This is a genomic window from Mucilaginibacter paludis DSM 18603, assembly GCF_000166195.2.
GTDB lineage: Bacteria > Bacteroidota > Bacteroidia > Sphingobacteriales > Sphingobacteriaceae > Mucilaginibacter > Mucilaginibacter paludis.
On record NZ_CM001403.1, the window covers coordinates 5,250,852 to 5,266,977 of the forward strand.

General features: G+C 44.2%; 12 protein-coding genes and 1 tRNA gene. 4 read left to right on the top strand and 9 right to left on the bottom strand.

From position 1 onward, the window contains the following. Positions 1-56: 56 nt before the first annotated feature. From MUCPA_RS22245 to MUCPA_RS22265, 5 genes are all read right to left on the bottom strand, one after another. Positions 57-2,216 carry a TonB-dependent receptor gene (locus MUCPA_RS22245; RefSeq protein WP_008509467.1) on the bottom strand — a complete coding sequence of 720 codons (2,160 nt, stop codon included), beginning with the start codon at positions 2,214-2,216 and terminating at the stop codon, positions 57-59. Between the two features lie 205 nt (positions 2,217-2,421). Continuing rightward, positions 2,422-2,817: a hypothetical protein gene (locus MUCPA_RS22250; RefSeq protein WP_008509468.1), complete on the bottom strand. Its 396-nt coding sequence runs from the start codon at positions 2,815-2,817 to the stop codon at positions 2,422-2,424. Between the two features lie 76 nt (positions 2,818-2,893). Further along, positions 2,894-4,000: a DNA polymerase IV gene (gene dinB, locus MUCPA_RS22255; RefSeq protein WP_008509469.1), complete on the bottom strand. Its 1,107-nt coding sequence runs from the start codon at positions 3,998-4,000 to the stop codon at positions 2,894-2,896. Positions 4,001-4,350: 350 nt separating this feature from the next. After that, positions 4,351-5,334, bottom strand: a complete 984-nt coding sequence (locus tag MUCPA_RS22260; protein WP_008509470.1) for an aldo/keto reductase — start codon at positions 5,332-5,334, stop codon at positions 4,351-4,353. 33 nt (positions 5,335-5,367) lie between these two features. Further along, on the bottom strand, positions 5,368-6,129 hold the full coding sequence (locus MUCPA_RS22265; protein ID WP_008509471.1) for an SGNH/GDSL hydrolase family protein: 762 nt from the start codon (positions 6,127-6,129) through the stop codon (positions 5,368-5,370). 86 nt (positions 6,130-6,215) lie between these two features. Between MUCPA_RS22265 and MUCPA_RS22270 the strand changes: the two genes are divergently transcribed. Next, positions 6,216-7,250, top strand: coding sequence for a quinone-dependent dihydroorotate dehydrogenase (locus MUCPA_RS22270; RefSeq protein WP_008509472.1), 1,035 nt, complete (start codon positions 6,216-6,218; stop codon positions 7,248-7,250). A gap of 34 nt (positions 7,251-7,284) precedes the next feature. Here MUCPA_RS22270 and MUCPA_RS22275 read toward each other — a convergent pair whose 3' ends face one another. From MUCPA_RS22275 to MUCPA_RS22290, 4 genes are all read right to left on the bottom strand, one after another. Further along, positions 7,285-7,461 (bottom strand): hypothetical protein, encoded by a 177-nt coding sequence (locus MUCPA_RS22275; protein WP_008509473.1) that lies wholly within the window; start codon positions 7,459-7,461, stop codon positions 7,285-7,287. Positions 7,462-7,493: 32 nt separating this feature from the next. Continuing rightward, positions 7,494-7,564: transfer RNA gene (locus tag MUCPA_RS22280), tRNA-Cys, on the bottom strand. Between the two features lie 236 nt (positions 7,565-7,800). Continuing rightward, entirely contained in the window at positions 7,801-8,160 is a 360-nt protein-coding gene (locus MUCPA_RS22285; protein ID WP_008509474.1) for a hypothetical protein, read from the bottom strand. Between the two features lie 2 nt (positions 8,161-8,162). Then, positions 8,163-10,613: a penicillin acylase family protein gene (locus MUCPA_RS22290; RefSeq protein ID WP_008509475.1), complete on the bottom strand. Its 2,451-nt coding sequence runs from the start codon at positions 10,611-10,613 to the stop codon at positions 8,163-8,165. A 138-nt stretch (positions 10,614-10,751) separates the two neighbouring features. Here MUCPA_RS22290 and pgmB point away from each other — a divergent pair, with 138 nt between their 5' ends. The 3 genes from pgmB (at position 10,752) to MUCPA_RS22305 (ending at position 15,894) form a co-directional block, all read left to right on the top strand. Beyond that, positions 10,752-11,408 carry a beta-phosphoglucomutase gene (pgmB, locus tag MUCPA_RS22295; protein WP_008509477.1) on the top strand — a complete coding sequence of 219 codons (657 nt, stop codon included), beginning with the start codon at positions 10,752-10,754 and terminating at the stop codon, positions 11,406-11,408. Positions 11,409-11,573: 165 nt separating this feature from the next. Further along, entirely contained in the window at positions 11,574-13,298 is a 1,725-nt protein-coding gene (locus tag MUCPA_RS22300; protein WP_008509478.1) for an alpha-amylase family protein, read from the top strand. Positions 13,299-13,443: 145 nt separating this feature from the next. Next, complete coding sequence (locus tag MUCPA_RS22305) at positions 13,444-15,894, top strand: glycoside hydrolase family 31 protein (RefSeq protein ID WP_008509480.1); 2,451 nt, start codon at positions 13,444-13,446, stop codon at positions 15,892-15,894. Positions 15,895-16,126: the final 232 nt, after the last annotated feature.

A 16,126-nucleotide genomic window follows, 5' to 3' on the forward strand; every position in this document is an offset into this window, starting at 1 on the left:
TATTGAGTTGTTTGATCGCCTGGTTCATCTTCAACTCAATAAATATCACCTGTTATTTACAACACTTTTATCCTGATTCCTGCGTTTACAACTACCCCATCCAGCGGCGCGTAAATATCCCTGAAGTTAGGGTTGGTTATCGTTCCTGTATATATACTGTTCCACCTGGTTTGCCTCTGGTCGGTTAAGTTTTCTGTATTGATAAATACATCCAGGTGTTGGCACATTTTTTGTATCAACAAACCAAAGGTAATATAAGCCCTGCCATTGGTGCCATCGCTTAACAGCTGTTGCCCGGTATAGTAACTTTCCGCACCAAATCTGAATTGGTTTTCAATCTCGTAAGTAAGGTCCAAATTGATACGATTTTTGGGCGTTAAGGTTTGGCTAAGGCTTTGGCCATTAAAATGTTGTTTGGTATCTGTAAAGGTATATCCTAAGTAAAAACTTAAATCATCCATGCTGAGCTTCATATTGGTTTCGGTACCCTGGGTGCTAATATGGCCCTGCGCATTTACAAAATTGTTGTTTTGCAAAATAATTGGCTCATCTACATCTGTATAAAAAAACAGCTGGTTGATGTTAATAAAAGCATCGCCAATTGGCCCCCTGTAATTGATGTCGGCATTAACTCCGTAAGATTGCTCTGCCTTGATGTTGCTCATATTTAAGGGCTGTATGTGCTTGTAGCCATCTTGCTCGCTTTCGTCATTAAACAGGTTAGGCATTTTATAGCCCAGGCCACCGCCTATACGGCTGGTTAACTGATCGTTAATTCTGAACAGGGCGTTAACGCGTGGCAAAATAAAAATACCGTTTTGATGATTAGCCGCGCCCGGTGTGCTATAATCCATGCGGAGGCCGCTTTCCAGCGAAAACCAGGAACTTGCTTTATAAGTGTTTTGAACAAAAGCTCCTAAAGTAGTTAAGTTGTAGTTGAGTTTGTTTTGACCATCGGTAAAGTTATCCGTCCAGGTGTTAAGGCCTGTTACCCAGTTCAAGGTTTTGCCATTATTAACATAGTTGATCTCGCTGAAAGACGATAGTTGTTTGCCTGAAAAATTAGAACCCGGTTCAGAAAGTTTCCGGTCGAAATATCCAACCGTATTTTTAAAGTTAATTTGGCTTTGTTTGTTAATCTGGTGGGTGAACGATAATTGAGTGGACAAACGAAGCGACTGGTTTTGCTCAAAGTATTGGTGTAATTTATTTGCCTGGCCATTAATCACCTGCATATCGCCACCATACCTGTTCTCGTGGGTAAGGTTTACCCCAAACCATCCCGAGTTTTCATCGTCGAGGTATAAAAATACTTTGGGGTTCACCGTAAACCGATTGGTTTTTGGAATGGCAGATAGGCCGGTTGACGACGGATCATAAGCCCCGTTGTAATTATACGAACTAAATAGCGTTGTACCGATATGCTTCCATTTTTGTGCGTAAAATGCACTGCCATCTGCGCCTTTGGCACTTGTGCCGTTCAATAAAAAGGTAAGTTCGGGCTTTTCAACCGGGGTTTTGCTGATCAGGTTAACCAAACCCGCTATGGCGCCGCCGCCGTATAGGGTTGAAGCGGATCCCTTGATAAACTCTACCTGTTTTAAATCAAGCGGACTAATTTGCAGCAAACTCAGGCCTCCGGAAAAGCCTTGATATAGGGGCATGCCATCTTTAAGTAACTGCGTATAGCGACTATCCAAACCTTCAATGCGAATATTGGCCGAACCGCTTACCGCCGAGGTTTGCTGGGTAGCAATGCCTGTGCTTTCGGCAAGCAGCATTTTAATATCGCCAGGGCGCATGGTGCCTTTTTCGTCCAGCTCTTCTAAGGGCAGGGCTTCTATCCGGGTTGGTATATCGCGTATATTTTGGTTGGTCCGGGTGCTTTGTATTACAACTTCAGCCATCTCGGCAGGTGTTGGTTCCAGATTTATTTCAAATACCTGGTCCGGATTTTTTAACGGAAAGGTTAGCGTCTTTTCCTGGGGCATCAGGCCAACAAAACTAAACCTGATCTCTACCTTTCCATTCGGGATGTGAGCTATTGAAAGGTGTCCGCTACTATCGGCTGTAGCGCCTGTATTTAAAATTTGTATGGTAGCTGTAGCGCCTGGTAAGGTTTGTTTGGTATTGTCGTTGCGTATAATTGCTCTGAATGTATTTTGGGCCATTAGCGCATAAGGCAGCAGCAGAAAAACTATTAAAAATTTTTTCATGAATATGATATAGTGACAGCATGGCCGGGCCACAAATGCAGCAAGCCACGGATTAAATAATTAAACTAAAAAATAAGGGAGATACTAACCAGATTTAAGTCACGGCTACTTGGTCGGAAGTCCTTAGCCCAGATTCTGCATTTTTTAAGGCTGAGCTTGGGCTTAAGACTGCGGATTGATCGAATCATCCATTAGTGACACTACATTAGACGAGGGGCGGTCTGAAAAGCTCGTTCTGATAATCGGAAGTATGGAGTAATTGTTGGGATACAATATGCTTCTTAAAGGCATCGGCAATGCTTAAAGCTGGCAGGTACAGCTGTATTAAAATGATATTAAGGCAATTAGCCTGGTGTTGAAACTGTATGGCCGAATCTGGTTTTTGAGGAGCATCGCGCCGGTTGTGGCCCAGAATTTCTTTTCCGTTAAAAAGGTAATCGCCAATAAAATCAATTACATCCGGCTCTTCTTTTACTATTTTAGTATAGCCCCGGTACATATTGGGCAAGTCGGTCATCAGCGAAAAATCACCCAATGGCAGCAAGGTGCTTCCGGCTAAGAAAAACATCGCTAAAAATAGGGCAGTGGCTGACTTGTACATTGATAACTTCAAAGATAGAAAATTGACAAGGAGTTAAAGGCAGCCTTAATACTAAATGTTTTAATTGCAACTTTAGTTAAAACAGTTCCAGTTGCCCTGTTTGCTTATCCTGTTTTTGCCTTAAAATTACCTCGCCAAAATTAGAGAGCGATATACCAAGTAACCTCACTTTTTGTCCCTCTTCAAAAGATGTAAATAAGAGTTGTTTGGCCGTGGCCGTTATACTTTCCAGGTCGGCAATAGGCGCTGCGGATGATTGATTGCGGGTAATTTGTTTAAAGTCGCTGTATTTTACTTTGAGGGTAACCGTACGGCCTTTCAGTTGGTAGCGTTCTAAGCGGTTGGCTACCGTTACGGCAATTTTATCCAGTTCGGCATTCATTTCGGCTAAAGTGGTGAGGTCGTAAGCAAAAGTATCCTCGGCACCCATGGATTTGGTTTCGCGATGGGGCTGCACCTCCCGATTGTCAAGGCCACGCACAATTTGATAATAAAAGCGTCCGGCTTTGCCAAAGTGCCTGTGCATCTCGTCCTCGGTCAGCTTTTTAAGATCGGCACCGGTATGTAAGCCCATCTTTTTCATTTTTTCGGCAGTTACTTTGCCAACACCAAAAAACTTTTCTACAGGCAGCAGTTCCATGAAGTTTTCAATGCCGGATGGGCCTATAAATTTTAACCCGTTGGGCTTATTGATATCCGATGCTATTTTGGCCACAAATTTATTGATCGATACACCTGCCGAAGCGGTGAGCCGCAACTCATCCTGGATGGCTTGCTTAATTTGTTTGGCAATCTCGATAGCCGAGCCGATGTTTAATTTATCGTTGGTTACATCAAGATAGGCTTCATCGAGCGAGAGTGGCTCGATCAGGTCGGTATACCGGCTGAATATTTCCCTGATCTGTTGCGATACCTCTTTATAAACAGCAAAGCGGGGGCGGACAAATATGGCATGCGGACAAAGCTGCAATGCTTTTTTTGACGGCATAGCCGAGCGGATCCCAAACTTCCGGGCCTCATAGCTCGCAGTAGCCACCACGCCGCCACGCCCCTCATGCGGGCCACCTACCACTATCGGCTTGCCGCGGTATTCTTCATTATCCCGCTGCTCAACCGATGCGTAAAAAGCATCCATATCAATATGGATAATTTTGCGTAGCTGGTTTTTCTCTTCCGTTTCCATAGCTGGTTATACAAATATAATCAGATGTTTTTGGTGTTATTGATAAACTCCAGGGGATGATATCGTTGGAGAAAGGTGTTTGAAAAAAAAATGTCATTCCGATGAGGTACGAAGAGGAATCTTCTGCGAGCTCCTATCGGAGCGGAAAGATGGCTAATGCTGTTAGGAGTATCCTGTTTATAGTAAAAGAGGATTGTTGTTTAAATTCGGAAGTGCTTACTTTTAGGTGCATTAAGTTAATACACTTGTCATAGGTATAAAAACGAATCGATGGCAAGCCAACCTGCCTTGCCATTGATTCGCCATGACTACTCCGTGGCAACCCCCGCGTGAGTTTGATCAGCCATCACTTAATAATGCCCTCTTATCTGATCATGAATTTCATCGTCATACAACTTTCTTAACGATTGATGAACATCAGGCGATAATGCTCTCAGGTCAGATGCCTCCATGTTGGCATATACCTGTGTTACGCGCGAAGCGCCGGGTATTACGGTGGTAACTTCCGGGTGATCCAGTATCCAGCGGATGGCCCATTGGGGCATACGGCTGTCGGGCAGCATGCCTTTTATTTTGTTGGCTAAACGTACACCCTCTTTAAATTCAATTCCCGAAAAGGTTTCGCCCGCATTAAACGATTCGCCGTTGGCATTAAAATTCCGGTGATCACTTTCGGGGAAGCTCGTTTTCTCTTCAAATTTGCCCGAGAGTAGGCCGCTGGCCAAAGGCACCCGTACAATGATAGCCACATTTTTTTCTTTAGCTTTTGCAAATACTTCGTCGGCCACATGCTGTCTGAACAGATTGAAAATTAGCTGTAACGAGGCCAGTCCATCCTGTTCCAGGCACAACAAGGCTTCTTCGGATGTTTCAACACTGGCGCCAAAATGTTCAATCAGTCCTTCTTGTTGCAGTTTGCGTAAATTATCAAATACCTTGCCTGCGCGCATTTCCTCGGTGGGTATGCAATGCAGCTGTTCTAAAAATAAACGCGACAGGCCCAGGTGTTCCAGCGAATCTTCTACCTGTTTCTTCATGGCGTCGTATCCAAAATTTTGTGGCCATCCATTTTCGCCATCGCCACGGCGGCCCAGTTTGGTGGCTACATATATCTTTTCGGTAGTCGTCTTCAAAAATTTTCCGATAATCCGCTCGCTAACACCCATGCCGTAAACATCTGCCGTATCAATAAAATTGCCGCCGGTTTCTACATAGGCCTTTAATATTTTAATAGCGTCATCTTCATTAACGTTACCCCAATCGGCACTGCCCAGTTGCCATGTACCCAGGCCAACCTCTGCTATCTTAACATCCTGAAAATTTCTGTATTCCATTCTATCTGTATACTATTTGTTCAAAATAAATTATCAACCCTTTACGGTTTCAAGCCAGACGCGGGCCATTAATCCCGAACCTGCAACCGTAGGATGAACGCCATCCAGACTCCAGTAGGCGGCCGGTGCAAGCTTTAAAGCATCATCAAAAATGCTTTGGTAAGGTATAAAGGTTGCGTGATAAGTATCGGCAACTTCGCGCGCCACTAACCTGAATTCGTTAAACTTAGGATACCAGTTTTGGTTTACGTATTTAACTCCGGTTAAGGCAAAAGGTTCTCCAATAATTAATTTAACATCGGGCAAGGCTTGTTTGGTGCGATCAATAAGCGCTTTATAATCGTTGCGATAAGTGTCTATAGTACCTGCGTAGGCGCCGTTTAACTTGTGCCAAAAATCGTTTACGCCAACTAAAATACTTAACACATTGGGCTTTAAAGCTAAGCATTCGGCATCCCAGCGCTCAGCCAGTTGGTAAACTTTATTACCGCTAACGCCTTTATTGTAAAATTTAAGGCTTTTGCCTGGGTATTGTGTTAATAAGGTTGTAGCAATTGCAAAAGGGTAGGCATTGCCCAGGGCCGAGCTGGTATTGGGTGGTACTTCATTATGGTTTCTGCCCCAGTCGGTAATGGAGTCGCCCTGGAAAAGGATCACATCATCTTTATTCAACCCTATTTTCTTTACCCCAGCAACTGTGGCTGCTGCCGAAACGATTTCGGGCAAGGCTAAACTCCCCACTGCGGCTATGGCCGAGCTGGTAATAAAATTACGTCGCGAAAATTTTGAGAACATAGGCTTATGGATATTTTTAATCTAAGATAGGCCCTTTCGTTCGAATAGGCAAAAGTCCGTTCGGTAAAAACTATTAAATTCGCGGCATGTATTCCTTAATCAAACCTCTCTTATTTCAATTCGACCCCGAAAAGGTGCATCACCTGGTGGTAACCAATTTAAAACGTTTTAATAGTTTGCCCGGTGGGGCAGCTTTAAGCAGGGCAATTTGGAGCTTTAGCAATGCCAGGCTCGAAAAAGAAGTATTTGGATTGAAGTTTAAAAACCCGGTAGGCCTGGCAGCAGGGTTTGATAAAAATGCCGAAATGCTGCGCGAAATGGCCAATATGGGTTTTGGCTCCGTTGAGATAGGCACGGTAACGCCATTGCCGCAGCCTGGTAACCCAAAACTCAGGATGTTTCGCCTGCCGGCTGATAGTGCTTTGATTAACCGGATGGGTTTTAATAACCAGGGTGTAGATGTTGTTGCCGAACGCATCAAAGCTTACCGTAGCTCAAAAAATGCTGATCAAAGCTTAATTATAGGCGGCAATATTGGCAAAAATAAAAATACACCTAACGAGGATGCCGTAAGCGATTATGTAAAATGCTTTGACAGGCTTTTTGATGTGGTTGATTATTTTGTGGTTAACGTAAGCTCGCCCAATACACCCAACCTGCGTGCCTTGCAGGAGAAAGAGCCGCTTAAACAAATTTTAAATACACTACAGCAACGCAATTTAAAAAATAAAATCAGCAGGCCTATATTACTAAAAATTGCTCCCGATTTAACTAACGGGCAGTTGGATGATATTATTGAGATTGTGCAGGAAACAGGTATAGCCGGGGTTGTGGCTACCAACACTACAATCAGCCGCGAGGGGCTTACATCGGTTCATAAAAACGAAACAGGCGGCCTGAGTGGCAAACCTTTAACCAAACGATCTACAGAGGTTATCCAATACCTGGCCGATAAATCCAATCGTTCTTTCCCCATCATTGGGGTAGGGGGTATCCATTCGCCCGAAGATGCATTGGAAAAACTGAACGCTGGAGCATCATTAATCCAGTTGTATACCGGTTTTATTTACGAAGGGCCGGGCTTGGTTAGCCGGATCAATAAAAAAATCCTGTCGGTGTAAACCAACAGGATTTAATAAACCTGAATAGGTTTAATTATTTTGCAGCTGAAAGCTTGTTTAAAATCTCGTTGTTTTTAGAGATCTGGCTTTTTGCAGATTCTTTAGAACGGCTTCCTAATTCTAAATTAGTAGCTAATTTTAAATGCTGAACCTCTAAACGAGAAACAGTTTTGTTTTTTCTATCTTTTCTTTTTAAACGTGTAACACCCATTGCTTTAATTTTTTTAATTCTTTCAATTCTTGAGGTCGAGAGCGGATTCGAACCGCTGTAGGAGGTTTTGCAGACCTCAGCCTAGCCACTCGGCCACCCGACCTTTATTCGGACTGCAAAAATAGTAATTATTTACAGCCTTACAATTTTTATTTAAATCATTTTCAATAAATCTGTTCCTTGCCTACTTTCAGGTCGTCTGGGATCTGAAATAACCGTCTCTTTAATAGCGTCGTGCCAACAATTGATTGCTGACCAGTGCCTGAAGTGAGAATCCAGAACGCCAAATCAAGAGAGATGTACCCTAACTAATGAACTTCGACTGTATATTGGGACGCACTATGCGTTTATTTCGCCTTCTGGTTTACGTAATGACTGTTTTAATAACACGCCCGACAATGCCGACATTCCTGCAACCAGTCCGCCTACAATCCCTGTGATCAACAGAAGCCATATCCATTGCCCGCCAAATGGGAACAAATGCGCAACCCGCGTAGCTAAAATATGATTGTTGGGCACACTTTTAAACAGGGCAAGTATCACCCAAGCTATAAATATAGCCGCAAATGCCGACCAAAATGCGTGTGCCGAGCTTTTCGCTATAAAAAAAGCCGCTAAAAAAGCAATAATAGCTACTATCCACCAGGGCAATACATAGCTAACTACCAGGCTTAATATGAGTATGATGAAAAACAGCATAATTATTTGTTGTTTAAAGTTACCGTTGTTTTAATATGGGCTGCACCATCGGCAGAGCTATCCAAAAACAGCAATGGTTTGAGCTGCCCGGTTTGCCAGGTTTTTAAAAAGTTATCATAGTAATAGCTTCCAGGATTGCCCGATTCGCCTCCCGGCAGTACACCGTAACCTTGAACCCGTGGGCCAAACTGAACGATCATGCGCCAGGATGGGCCGTTTTCTTCCGACAGGGCGTTAACAACGCCCGCAGCGCCCCCCGCCGAAAAATTGCCGGAACCAAAGCCGTTAATGTTAGCCAGGTGCGAAATATGTGAACCTTTAACCGCTCCCCATTGCCAGGCGGTTCCCGGCTTACCGTATTTACGAGTCATACTATCTACCGTGGCATCAAACGATCTGTTGATCAGGCTGGCACGAGTTTCAATTTCCTGCGTGCGCGAATCATCATACCATTTTGATTCCTTTTCGGTAAGTAGTAACTGCACGGTACGATAGCGGCTGGGCCATTTGAGCTGGATGTTCAATTGCTTTTTAACCATAAAATCATCGGTCCAAATGGCATTGTACAAGTTATCCCACCATAGTTCAAATATGCTCGCACCCATCGAGCCTGCCGAATATTGTTTATCCCATTTGCCTATAATTTGGTAAACCTGTTTCTGCCCGTTGTCCATTTTTGAAACATCCAGGTCATTCAGCATAGTCGCAAGTATATCTTGTGCAAAAACGCTGTAATCGTCAGTTTGTAAAACGCGTAAGCTATCAACTGTTGCATGGTGCAGGGTGCGCAGCCTGTCGTTTATTCGCTTACCGCGGGTATACGAGCCAAAATGCCAGTTGATGTAATAAGGATAGGTAGGATCTGTTGACGACTGGTTAGCCGAACTAATAAATCCCTGTGGCGGGTTTTTCACCGTCGGGTTTTGATCCATCGGGATCCATCCCTGCCAATCATCTGCCGGGTCGCTGCCATCTAAGATAAATTTCCCCTGGTCTTTGTATTTCAGCGGGAATTTGCCGTTTGGTGTAATGGCTATATTTTGATCATTGCCTGCGTAAATAAAGTTTTGCGCTGGTGCAAAAAAGTATTTGATGGCCTCCCGGTAATCTTCGTAATTTTTGCCGCGGTTAAGCAGGTAAAATGTTTTAAACTCGTTTGATGGGTCGTGGGCTATCCAGCGCAGCGCATGGCCAACCGGCACATTAGCAGCTTTGCCCATTTGGGGTTTTTGATTAGCTGCCGGGTAAACTACCGGGCCAATATGTGTGTATATTACCGTATCGTAAAGTGTTTTTTGGCCACGTATTTTAATTTCTTCAATTCGTTTTTTTACAGGTACCCAGCGGTTATTGTACCAATATTCGTTCTTGGCCAAATCCTTAAACCTAATCTGGTACCAATCCAGTACGTCGGCATCTACATTAGTTACGCCCCAGCCAATTTTTTGATTGTAGCCAATAATAATGCCGGGAGTGCCGGGTAGCGACACGCCATTGACATTAACGCCGGGAGCGGCCAATTGATTTTGATACCAAATGGAAGGATAAGTTAAATGCAGGTGTGGGTCGTTAGCTAAAATGGGATAGCCGTTGGCCGATCTGCTACCTGCTATAGCCCAGTTATTGCTGCCAATACCTTCTACTTTAGGTTTAGTGTGTATGGTATCCGTCATCTCATCCAAAAACGCTTTGGAAGGTTTGGGTAAAGGCAAGGGTTTAAAATCCCATTTAGTGCCTGCGGGGATGATAGGATCTTCGTTAAAAGGATAATCCGGGAATAAATCGGCGGTAACTTTGGGGCCAAAATATTTAAGGGTATTGGTTAGCTGAAAATCATCCGAGCCACCGGCCAGCGTTTCCGACATCAGTTTCAATACCAGAGCGCAATTCAAGGGTGTATAATCTTCGGGGGCGTAATCGAGTAGTTTAAATTCGATGGGGTAATATTTTGATGGCAGATGATGAATGTATTCGTTAACTCCGGCGCAGTAAGCCTCAAGCACCAGTTTGCTTTGAGGGTCTTTCATGCATTCCTTCAAGGTGTTTTCGGCGCCGTAAACCATGCCCATGCGGCGGTGGTAGCGGTCAACGTCCAAGGCTTTAGCGCCTACTATTTCAGCTAATCTGCCCGATGCCGAGCGGGTTTGAATATCCATTTGCCATAACCTGTCGTGGGCGGTAACATATCCCTGGGCAAAGTACAGGTCGTGGTCGTTATCTGCAAAAATGTGTGGTATCATCTCCTCATCGTACCTGATAGTTACCTTGCCTTGCAGGCCTTCCATCTTCAGGTTCAATTGAGCGTCGATATTTCTGCTTTCGGCATTTTGCCAAAAACCTGTAACCGGATTTAAAAATTTACCAATAGGCGGCAGATCGCCGAATTTAGTTTGTAGCGCCCCTATCAGGATAAGCGTTACCACTAATACTAAACAAGCTTTAAAGAATTTCATTTCGGGGCCAAATTTCTTTGCTCTAAGATAAATAAAACTATGGCTATAACAACGCAGCTCAGGTAATGCATCATTTTTTTTACGAGGCGTTTTCTGGCTGATTTTTAATTGATACTTTAGAGCCTTACATAAATACCCATGAGCACCATTAAAGCATGCCTGTTTGACCTGGATGGCGTAATTGTTGATACCGCCATATATCACTATAAAGCCTGGAGGCGACTGGCTAACAGCCTCGGATTTGATTTTACCGAGCACGATAATGAAAAACTGAAAGGTGTAAGTCGCGTACGATCGCTTGAATTGATATTGAGCTGGGGTGGGGTAAGTAAAACGACTGAGGAGCAGGAGCTACTGGCCACTCAAAAAAACGAATGGTATGTGGAGATGATCAGCCACATGACTCCCGCTGAGATTTTGCCCGGCGCCAAACAATTTGTAGAGGATTGCCGTGCGGCAGGACTAAAAACAGCTTTAGGGTCGGCCAGTAAAAACTCCATGACGATATTGGAGAAAATTAACATGGTTAATCTGTTTGATGCCATTATTGATGGTACCAAAGTATCCAAAGCCAAGCCAGATCCGGAGGTTTTTTTAAAAGGCGCCGAAGAGTTAGGTGTGAAACCCGAAGAATGCGTGGTTTTTGAAGATGCTATTGCAGGTATCGAAGCCGCTATAGCTGGTGGTATGAAATCGGTAGGCATCGGCTCGCCCGACGTGTTGGGCAAGGCTAACCTGGTTGTGAGCGGCTTAAGCGAAATGACACTGGATAAGTTGGAGGACGTTGGAAAGTAAGAAGTTGGAAGGTTTGAAAGTTGAAAAGTTTTAAGGTTGTGGGGTGAATTTGGACGGTTTGAAGGTTAGGGTTGTGAGGGCGATACGGCTGGAGATTGTTAAAACTGCGATTTTTAAAGGTTTGGATAATTGCTGTAAGGTTTAAGGTTGATAATGTAGAATGATATGGCTGATACCGGTATAAATCATAAATTAATTATTTACCAGCTATTGCCCCGTTTATTTGGCAATACCAATACTACCAATAAAAACTATGGTAGTGTTGAGGAGAATGGTGTTGGTAAGCTGAACGATATTAACGATACTGCACTGCGCGAAATTAAAAGCATGGGCTTTACGCATGTGTGGTATACTGGTGTAATTGAACATGCCACCATGACGGATTATACGCAGTACGGCATCCCTAACGATGATCCGGATGTGGTGAAGGGCAGGGCAGGTTCGCCCTATGCTATTAAGGATTATTATGATGTAGCGCCCGATCTGGCCGTGGATGTACCCAACCGGATGGCCGAGTTTGATGCCCTTGTTCAACGCACTCACGCCCAGCAGTTGAAAGTGATTATCGACCTGGTGCCTAACCATGTTGCCCGGACATATCGATCAGACACTAAACCCGCCGCCATACGCGATTTTGGTGCGGATGATGATACTACAAAAGCGTTTAGTGCTTTGAATGATTTTTATTATACGCCAGGTTATCCATTCAAGGTGCCTGCCGGCTATAATCCTGGTGGTGATGAGTTTCACAGTCCGCTTAAAGACGGCCGCTTTGATGAGAATCCTGCTAAGGCTACCGGCAATGATGTTTTTAACGCCGCGCCATCCATCAATGATTGGTTTGAAACGGTTAAGTTAAACTATGGGGTTGACTATATGGGCGGCAGAGCCCAGCACTTTAACCCCATCCCGCCCATGTGGCAAAAAATTTACGATATACTGGATTATTGGAGTGCCAAAGGGGTTGACGGTTTCCGTTGCGATATGGTTGAAATGGTTCCGGTAGAGTTTTGGGGCTGGGTAATTCCAAAGATCAAAACTAAATATCCTCAATTAATATTTTTAGGCGAAGCTTACAACACGTCACAGTATCATAACTATATATTTAACGGAGGTTTTGATTATTTATACGATAAGGTGGGCTTGTACGATGGCTTAAAGCGCCTTATGCGCAATGAGCCGCACGCCACTATCTGGGATATTAACAAAGTATGTTTTCACGAGAGTGCTGAATTTCCGCAGCACATGTTGCGTTTTTTAGAGAATCATGATGAGGAGCGTATCGCTTCGCCCCACTTTGTGGGTAATGCCTGGTTGGCTGCCGCCGCCATGATTGTTACAGCCACGCTGTCAACCGGCCCGGTAATGATCTATTTTGGGCAGGAGGTAGGCGAGCCCGCGGCTGGTGCAAAGGGCTTTAGCGAGGATAATGGCCGAACCACTATTTTTGATTACTGGGGTGTGCCCGAACATCAAAAATGGTTAAACGGAGGTCAATTTGATGGCGGGCAGCTATCGGAATCGCAAAAGCAACTAAGAGAATTTTATAGTAAATTGCTGAATATATCTGGCAGTAATGCCGCTATTACGCAGGGCCGGTTTTATGAGCTGATGCTGATCAACCTGAGGCCTGGTTCTGGTTTTGACGAGCGGACTTATGCCTACCTGCGTTATACCGATCAGCAACGTATCCTGGTTGTAGCTAATTTTGACCGGCATGACCGCAATCTGCTTGTTAAACTACCACCCGAATTATTGGCGCAATGGCAATTGACCGGAACGTTAGCATTTACCGACTTGTTGAGCGGCGCAGTTTATACCGCTGCAAATATTGATGCCGGGCTATCTATCAAATTTTCAGCTGCAAACGGGTTGCTGCTATCTTTTTAAACTCAGGATGGGCATTGTTTTGCAGTAAATCAAAACGTTGGTTCGTTTATTGAATATTATTCGGTAACTTCAAGTAAGGGATAGTTAAAGCCTGCTACTTGAATACCCTAATTATAATTATTTTTTAAGCCCAATATTTACATTCATGGACAAAATACAGGATCCCGATCTGCCAGAGCAAGGTTTGGTGGTAGATGAAGTAATACAACATTTAAATAACCCCGTTGCCGCGCTAAAACCCATCGTAAAAAAATATTTGGGTAGTGTTAAAAGTGTGCTACAGGAGAGGAATAAATTCTACTTTGCAGATGGCAATGCCAAGGTTGAAGTGATCATCATCAGCGATGATATTATACGGGTACGGCTGGCGCCTCACGGCGTGTTTTTAGACGAATTTTCGTACGCGGTAACAGGCATTAGCCAAAAAGTTTCGGTTTTCGCTTTATCTGAGAATGACGATGAATACCGCATATCAACCAACACGGTTAATTGCCATATCAGCAAAAAAGATTTTTTAATTTCTTTTTCGGATAATGAGAGCCATGTTACCTGTGCCGATGCTAAACCTATGCATTGGGAAGAGAATGTTGCCTTTGGCGGCTATTATGTTTTTGAAACCAAGCAATGCCACCCTAAAGAAAGTTTTTTTGGTTTGGGCGATAAGGCTACCGAACTTAACCTGAAGGGCAAACGTTTGCAAAACTGGAATACAGATGCTTATTCTTTCGCTAAAGATCAGGATCCCCTATACCGTAGCATCCCATTCTATATCAGTTTAAACGAGGGAATAGCCCACGGTATATTCTTCGATAATACTTTTAAATCGCATTTTGATTTTGGTGCTGAAGATCCGTCGAAAACAAGCTTCTGGGCTGATGGTGGCGAGCTGCAATATTACTATATCCACGGCCCGCATATGATGGATGTGGTGAAGCGGTATCATACCCTCACGGGTACGCACCCCATGCCTCCGCTCTGGGCACTGGGCTATCATCAATGCCGGTGGAGCTATTATCCCGAATCAAAAGTGAGGGCGATAGCCAAAGGTTTTCGCGATAACCAGATCCCTTGCGACGCGCTTTACCTGGATATTGATTATATGGACGGGTACCGTTGCTTTACCTGGAACCGCAAGTACTTTCCGGATCCTAAAAAGATGATCAGGGAACTTAGCGACCAGGGTTTTAAAACCGTGGTTATTATTGACCCCGGTATCAGGGTGGATGATAATTACGGCGTATTTAAGGAAGGCAAAGAAAAAAAATATTTTTGCCGCCGCAGCGATGATTATTTTATGGAAGGGCATGTTTGGCCGGGCCGCTGCCAGTTTCCCGATTTTACTAACCCTGAAGTGCGCGAGTGGTGGGGCGGTTTGTTTGACGAATTGGTGCAGTTGGGCGTAGCCGGTGTTTGGAATGATATGAATGAGCCTGCAGTGTTTGGCGCAGGTACCTTTCCGGATGATGTGCGCCACCAATACGATGGGCATCGTGGCTCGCATCGTAAGGCTCATAATGTATATGGCATGCAAATGGTGCGTGCCACTTACGAAGGGCTGCGCAAATTGATGAAAAATAAACGGCCGTTTACGATTACCAGGGCCGGTTACTCGGGCCTGCAGCGCTATGCCTGTGTTTGGACCGGCGATAATGTGGCATCGTGGGAGCATTTAAAATTAGGTAATATCCAGTGCCAGCGCTTATCCATTTCCGGTGTGCCTTTTTGTGGTACGGATATAGGCGGGTTTAGCGGGGAGCCGGATGGCGAACTGTTTACACGCTGGATACAACTGGGCGTGTTTTCGCCCTTTATGCGCGCGCACTCCGCGGGCGATACGCGCGAGCGCGAGCCCTGGAGTTTTGGCGAACCATATACTACCATCAATCGTAAATTTATTGAGTTGCGCTACAGGCTGATGCCGTATTTTTATTCGGCTTTTTGGGAGCATAACCGCTATGGCTTCCCGATATTAAGGCCATTGGTGATGCACGAACAGGAGGTGGAGATTAATCATTACCGCCAGGACGAATTTACTTTTGGCGATAAAATATTGGTATGCCCGGTAATGGCGCCGGGTATTAAATCGCGAAAGGTATATCTGCCCAAAGGGGATTGGTATCACTACTGGACGCACGAAAAGATAAAGGGCGGCAACGAACTGGTTGTTGATACACCACTTGATTCCATGCCGATCTTTGTGAAAGCTGGATCGGTAATACCCGAATCGCCGGTGATGCAGTTTGTTGGCGAAAAACAGATTGAAGAACTGCTATTCCAGGTTTATTATGCGCCTTACGAAGCAAATTCTTTCTTTTTTGAAGATTACGGCGAAACTTTTGCTTACGAGCAGGACATTTATTTAGAGAAAAAATTTGTAACCACAGGTGACGAAAACTCCATGACCATCACGCAATCAGTGGAAGGATTATACACTCCGCGTTATGAGAATTATGAGATGAAGGTTATCGGCCTGCCGTTTAAGCCATCTAAAGTATTGGTAGACAATAAACAAATCATCGAAACCAATATTGACGAACTGGAGCGTTATCGCTTTAAGGCTAACAAAAATTTTAGGATGATACAGATATTTAAATAGATTTTTTGGGATTTCACCGATTAGATTTGATTTCACCGATTGGGCTTGGATTACACCTGATTATTATATTGGGGGATATTAACATCACAAAGCTTTGACAACTTTTTAAAAGTTGTCAAAGCTGATACGGGTTTGAACCTGCAATGTAGTATGTTGATTATTGTAGATCGAAACGCAGATGGACACATTACCAAACAATATTTGCATATCGGCACATCAACTCATTTGCACA

Bases quoted from the DNA above. Each gene is read 5' to 3' on its own strand.
- MUCPA_RS22245 (WP_008509467.1), bottom strand. From the start codon at position 2,216: ATGAAAAAATTTTTAATAGTTTTTCTGCTGCTGCCTTATGCGCTAATG.
- MUCPA_RS22250 (WP_008509468.1), bottom strand. From the start codon at position 2,817: ATGTACAAGTCAGCCACTGCCCTATTTTTAGCGATGTTTTTCTTAGCC.
- dinB (WP_008509469.1), bottom strand. From the start codon at position 4,000: ATGGAAACGGAAGAGAAAAACCAGCTACGCAAAATTATCCATATTGAT.
- MUCPA_RS22260 (WP_008509470.1), bottom strand. From the start codon at position 5,334: ATGGAATACAGAAATTTTCAGGATGTTAAGATAGCAGAGGTTGGCCTG.
- MUCPA_RS22265 (WP_008509471.1), bottom strand. From the start codon at position 6,129: ATGTTCTCAAAATTTTCGCGACGTAATTTTATTACCAGCTCGGCCATA.
- MUCPA_RS22270 (WP_008509472.1), top strand. From the start codon at position 6,216: ATGTATTCCTTAATCAAACCTCTCTTATTTCAATTCGACCCCGAAAAG.
- MUCPA_RS22275 (WP_008509473.1), bottom strand. From the start codon at position 7,461: ATGGGTGTTACACGTTTAAAAAGAAAAGATAGAAAAAACAAAACTGTT.
- MUCPA_RS22285 (WP_008509474.1), bottom strand. From the start codon at position 8,160: ATGCTGTTTTTCATCATACTCATATTAAGCCTGGTAGTTAGCTATGTA.
- MUCPA_RS22290 (WP_008509475.1), bottom strand. From the start codon at position 10,613: ATGAAATTCTTTAAAGCTTGTTTAGTATTAGTGGTAACGCTTATCCTG.
- pgmB (WP_008509477.1), top strand. From the start codon at position 10,752: ATGAGCACCATTAAAGCATGCCTGTTTGACCTGGATGGCGTAATTGTT.
- MUCPA_RS22300 (WP_008509478.1), top strand. From the start codon at position 11,574: ATGGCTGATACCGGTATAAATCATAAATTAATTATTTACCAGCTATTG.
- MUCPA_RS22305 (WP_008509480.1), top strand. From the start codon at position 13,444: ATGGACAAAATACAGGATCCCGATCTGCCAGAGCAAGGTTTGGTGGTA.